The organism is Parapedobacter tibetensis (genome assembly GCF_024704835.1).
Taxonomy (GTDB): domain Bacteria; phylum Bacteroidota; class Bacteroidia; order Sphingobacteriales; family Sphingobacteriaceae; genus Parapedobacter; species Parapedobacter tibetensis.
Genome location: NZ_JAMXBE010000040.1, coordinates 1 through 5,975, shown reverse-complemented (window position 1 = coordinate 5,975; position 5,975 = coordinate 1). Strand labels below are relative to the sequence as shown.

Sequence of the window (5,975 nt, the reverse complement as noted above, 5' to 3'; positions counted from 1 at the left end):
GATGGCAGGGGAAGCGTACATGTTTCGTTGCTGGTGGAGCATCCCGGCCTTGCAAGACGGCACGTTCGTCAAGGTGTGTGGCATGGTCACCGTGCGGCAGCGACCCGGCACCGCCAAGGGCTACACTTTTGCTCAGATCCTCCATTTAGATGCCTACTCACTTCTCAGGCTCTTCACCGGGTTTGCCATCGCTGCTTTTATTGCCTGGAAGCTTATCGTTACAAGTGCAATAATTACTGCAACAAGCCCGCCTATGGCAAATATCCACCAACTGATGTTTATGCGATAAGCAAAGTCTTGCAACCATTGGTGCATATAATACCATGCAATGGGTGTAGCAATCGCAAAGGAAATGGCAATGAGAATGATAAATTCTTTTGAAAATAGATAAACGATATTACCTGTGGTAGCACCCATTACTTTACGAATACCAACTTCTTTGATTCGCTGTACGGCCATGAATGAGGCTAAACCATACAGTCCAAGACAGCTAAGGAATATCGCGATGGCCGCAAAAATTTTATACAAAGCGGCTAACTGACTTTCCTGTTTGTAAAAACTTTCAATTTTTTCATCAAGAAACTTGTATTCATAAACATAATCTGGAAATGCTTGCTCCCATATTTTTTTAATCGCTTGCATGGTCGAAGAAATGTTTGAGGTTGCCAGCTTTATTCCTGCCTGGCGGTACATGGTGCCGTTTGTAGTTATAAGCAATGGCGCAAGATTGTGGTGAAAAGACCGGTCATTAAAATCTTTCAATACACCAACAACCGGACATTTTATGAGATCACCAAACATGCTTATTTCTTTACCCAATATTTCTTCCGGTTCTTTTAATCCCAAACTTTTTACAAGCGATTCATTCACCAAGAATTCTCTTGTCATACCGGAGGCTTGTAAATTTCTTCCGGCTACCAATTGTAATTTATAAGCCGGCACATAGCCATTGTCGGCGAATTTGGCAATAGCTTGGAAATCCGCTTCTTTTATTGCATGATCAAATTTGAGTTCGGTCCATAGATCATTATCATCTTCAACCGGCGAGTTGGAACTAAAGCTTACTGCCTGCACACCGTTTACCGACAATAACTGTTGCCTTAAATAATCCGTCAGCTTGGTGCCGGTACTATCCGGACGGAAAGGAACATTTACAATGGCATCTTTATCGAAGCCTAAGGGTTGGTTCATAAAGTAATTCATCTGCTTGACAATGACCAGTGTGCTGATGATCAGTACCTGTGCAATGATAAATTGAAAGACGACCAATGCTCTTCTTAATGAAATTCCCTTTGTATTTGCCGTGAGTTTACTCTTTAAGGCGTTAACGGGATTGAAGCGTGATAAAACCAGCGAAGGATAAAAACCGGCGAGCGCGGTTACTACAAGGGTTACCGTCAAAAGAAATAAAATAATTGCAGGATTGCCTAGTATGTTGAATGAAAGTGAAAGTTCTAAAAGTTGATTTACAGGGCGCAATGCAAGGATTGTAATACCTGCCGCAAGCATGACAGCACTCGTAACGATCAAGAATGTTTCAACGAGGAATTGGATTTGCAATTGCGATTTGTTACTACCCAAAACTTTTCTTACGCCCACCTCCTTTGCACGATTAATAGCCTGTGCAGTGGAGAGGTTGATAAAGTTAACACAGGCAATTAACAGGATGAATGCTGCAATCAACCACAATACGTTGATCAGTTCATAACTGATTGTTTTGTTGCTGTAATTACCTGTTTGTGTGTCGTAATGCACCGCGCTTAATGGTTGTATAATATAACTATCCTTATTGTCTGGAGATTGTACCTTTCGGGCGTATGCGCTTAATTGCTGATTAAAATCGTTCACAGAACTATTCGGCGGTAATAAAACATAGCAACCGAACTCAGGTGCTGTTGCTTTCCAATCAGGAATTTGTAATCCGTATTTTTTATCTCCTGTAAAACCCGTTCCGAAGGCAATTACGAGTTTCAACTGAAAGTCTGTATTAGCCGGTATGCTGGCGAGAATGCCTGAAACTTTCAACAGTATTGGCGGGAACTGAAACAAACCTGCACCTATTCTATAGGATCCTATTAGTTTAATGCTTTTACCTATTGCTGACTGCCAGTCGCCGAAATATTTTTCTGCAATCTCTTTTGTAAGCAATACATTGCTCGGATCTTTTAAGGAGGCATAGGAGCCTGCGAGCAGCGGGAAATCAAATATTTCAAAGAATGATGGTGCTGTATAAAATACACCGCTCTGCTCTTTAAAATTCTTTACTGGGGTTCCGTTAACATCAAGTACCTGCAACTGATCATTGTGGCTTGCATAAATCGGAGCTACTTGTTCTAGTTGGGGAAAAGCCGTTTTCAATCCTGTGGGCATTGGAAAAGGGACGCCTTTCCCATAAGAAATATTGGCTGCATCCGTATGATGATATTCGGTTAACACACGATAGACGCGATCTTTCTTTGCGTGAAAATTATCGAAGCTTGTTTGAAATTGTATAATGATAAAGATCATCATACAAACGGCAATACCAACGGCCAACCCGGTAATATTAATAGCAGCATAGCTTTTATTGCGCATTAAGTTACGCCGGGCTATTTTAAAATAATTTTTAAACATAAAATTGCGATTTGATTTCTCGTGAGACCACTTCGAGGTGGTTTCATTGTTCGAAATTACCGTCGCAAACCGGGGATCACGCCCCAAATTATAAGATGGGCGCTCTTTTTTCAGATGGTTTTTATATTCAGCCGGGCTCTTGCCGGTCATTTGTTTGAAAGTCCGATTGAACGTAGTTTTGGAATTGAATCCCGATTCAAATGCAATGCCCAGCAGGGTGATATGGTTATAAGTAGGGTCCTGCATTCTCCGAACGACGTCCGCAACCCGATATTCATTGATGAAATCATTGAAGCTTTTTTTGAGCACTGTATTGATGATCCGGGATAATTCATGGGATCCCAGCTCAAGCTTTTCAGCCAGCGAGCTTAAGCTTAGTTCCGGGTCCCGGTAATACACATCGGCTTGCACGGCTTTCTTTAGCCAAATACCTTTTTGCTTCATTTCCGCAGGAAGCGGTGGCTTTAAAAACGGAGTGGGTTCGACCAGCGCACCAGCTTCTTTTCTTAAAAAAGCTACGGCCGCGATGCGGATGGTCATTACCGCCAAAAGGAGATACAAAGGATAATAAGCATGTATACTTAATTGGTAATGGTAATAAACATAGTCTGCGGCCGTAAAAGGTATCCACAATAGCCATAATAGTCCGAAACTTTTCAGCAAGCTACGCAGCCAGCGCAACTCGTACCGATACCGGTCACTCACATTATTAAATTTCAGCCGTTGGTAAAAGCGTTCTATTAGCCTAAAAGACCAATACAAGTAGGTGACGACCGAAATAAACGCCGCCAGATGCAATACCGGGCTCATTTGCTGAAAAGTTATCGTATCATACGTAGCCACACCCGTCCTTAGGCTCTCCTTAATCTCCAATATCAGGATGGCCTGTTCCAGCAGCACGGGGCTGAAATGCAGCAGATTTTTCCAACGGAATTTATATTCCGGTTGGATCGTTTTAAGTACATAAAAAAAGATCAGGGGGCCAAGTGCCAGCGAAAATTGCAGCGGTAGCCAGCTCCAATGGGGAAAGTAGGTCTCCAGTCGGATGTCAATGCCCAACAGCCAAATCATCCACAAAACGATGGTTGCCACGGTTAGGGCTAGAAAACGGTTTGCGATTTGGTTGATCCTTCTGGTGAACCATAACAGCAAAGCGAAAGTCGAGCCGACAAATATCGTTCCCAGAAAGACCAGGTCATAAGGGGTGATATAGAACGTGTATGCATTCAAGTAGTTTTATTGCTTCAATCGCTGTTCCAAATTATTAACTTGCTGATATATATTTAAATAGCGTTTTATTTAGGCCAATTAGTGTAACGAAACCGAACATTAGGTGTTCGGTTTTAAATTGCACTGATCCCGAAATACTGGCGCACCATACCTACAAGGAGATTGGGCAGCTCATCGACAAGAAGCTGCATCTGAAGGCCGGGCAGACCAAATACCTGCAGAGCGTAATGTCTCCGCCTGCAATGCTGCAATGAGTGATTCTAATTAAAACGTCATTTTTGCCCAGTTTCCTTTCATAGGAAAAAAGCTCTGCCTTTCCATCTTTCTTTTTAATAGCATAAGCTTTGATTTTATAATGATTTAATATCTTTTGCTATGAGTGATAGGTCATTATTAAGTTGATGCCCCCCATTGGTTATTTTGCGAATAGTTGCTTGCGGCAGATTTTGTGCATAAAATTTGAGATGGTCAAACGGTACTACTTCGTCATCCTTGCATTGGTAGAGAAAAATCTGAATATCCTTCGGTATTCTATCCGCAAAACTCTTGTGCAGCTTAATGCCTTGTTTCCAATCTTCGTCACCACTCCAATACGGTGCAGCGATAAGAAAAAGTCCGTCAATTTTTTTCTGTATCCGATTTTCCGACAGATATTTCAAAAGCATTGAAGCGCCAAAAGAGTGTCCCACCAAAATGATTTTTTCCTTAATCAATGAAATCTCTTTGCCAATTTCCTTAATCCATCCAAAATCCGGAAGAGTGTCATTGAAATGTATTTGAGAATAATGTACTTCATACGCTTCTCCCAATTCTGTTCGAAGGGAAACTACTAATTTAGTGTCTGCTTCATAACCGCCTTCACCTCCACCATGTATAAATAATATTTGTTTCTTCATTCTTATATTGTTTTCAAATAGATGTGTCCTTAAATGCACGCCAATGTTTTGCCAAACGCCTGTTAGCGGTTCGGGTTTCTTTTTCTTGTCTATTTGTCATTCTGCTGCGGTAAAGCTTTGATCGAAAAAGACATCCGCTTTTCCTTTTCGTACTCCGTCACGGTTTCGTGGAATACCAAACCGTTTTCAAAAATCGCTTCCCGATAGGCGCCCACCCCCTCGTGGTTGAGTTCGGCCTTTATCGGTCTGGGAAATCCCAGGAACCGGGTAAGCCTTCCCCGGTCTTCCATAGCAGAGATTTCGCTCACCCGGGTTACCTGCGGCCATATTTTATTTGCTGGGGCGTGGATATCGATATAGGTGTATGCCTTATATGGCTTCGGCGCAATTCCGACTGCGTTCTCAATCGGGGATACAACCAAAGGAAGCAGGGCCAATAGCGATACCTGCACGTTATTGTTCCGTTTCTTTAATTTCAAATACCCCCCTAGTATTCCGCCCAGAGAAGCAGGGATCAGGAACACCGGTAAAATCATTACCAAGCAGGGCCAGCCCTCAATGGCGAGGAGGAATGTGATCAAAAAAAACACCAACACCGGTATCCAGGGGGCGAATACCCGGTATACCAGTTTACGGGCCGATTGGCTTCTTGAAAAGTAAACGGTGAGTGCGCCCACAATGCAGGGCAGCAAGAATAAGAAAGTCACGGACATCATTTTGAAAGCACCCTCCCAGTCTTTCACACCGAAGACAAAACGTATGATAAGCGCATAGGCTACCGGAATCGCTATGATTTTTAAGCCATTTATGATTTTCTTGTTTTCCATCCAGTGTATCAGATCGTTTCAGGCCCAGGCCACATTGGTTTCGTTAAAAGTAAAGACTAATTATTGAAATCCAAACGTCAAAATATGGGAAATAGCTGCCTCCAGTTGAAAGAAGCTTCGCGATATGGGATTAATCGAGCGTATCGGCCCTGCCAAGGGTGGCTATTGAGAGGTAATTGGGGACTAAACTACCTGGATAGTCGTAGCACTTCTTGGGGTAGATTACACTACCGCCAGTAAAATAGCGACCATCTGTTATAAAATGGTCAGGGATTAGTTGAATTTATCCCGGTTGATCAAGAGAAAAGAATAGCAGACAAAATAGTCTATATGGAAAAGAGGTTGGTGAAGCTCAATATAAAAATTTCAGCACTTACTTTTTCCCTTTTTTTGAGAAACGTTCGGGTAA

Annotated in this window: 3 protein-coding genes; all 3 read right to left on the bottom strand. The window is 42.4% G+C overall.

What is annotated here, in order from left to right; genetic code table 11:
• Positions 1-153: 153 nt before the first annotated feature.
• Positions 154-3,705 carry an ABC transporter permease gene (locus NF543_RS24915; RefSeq protein WP_257957578.1) on the bottom strand — a complete coding sequence of 1,184 codons (3,552 nt, stop codon included), beginning with the start codon at positions 3,703-3,705 and terminating at the stop codon, positions 154-156.
• Positions 3,706-4,193: 488 nt separating this feature from the next.
• The gene (locus NF543_RS24910) at positions 4,194-4,739 is read right to left on the bottom strand and encodes an alpha/beta fold hydrolase (RefSeq protein WP_257670905.1); all 546 of its coding nucleotides are present in this window, start codon (positions 4,737-4,739) and stop codon (positions 4,194-4,196) included.
• An 89-nt stretch (positions 4,740-4,828) separates the two neighbouring features.
• On the bottom strand, positions 4,829-5,566 hold the full coding sequence (locus tag NF543_RS24905; RefSeq protein WP_257670904.1) for an SRPBCC family protein: 738 nt from the start codon (positions 5,564-5,566) through the stop codon (positions 4,829-4,831).
• Positions 5,567-5,975 lie beyond the last annotated feature (409 nt).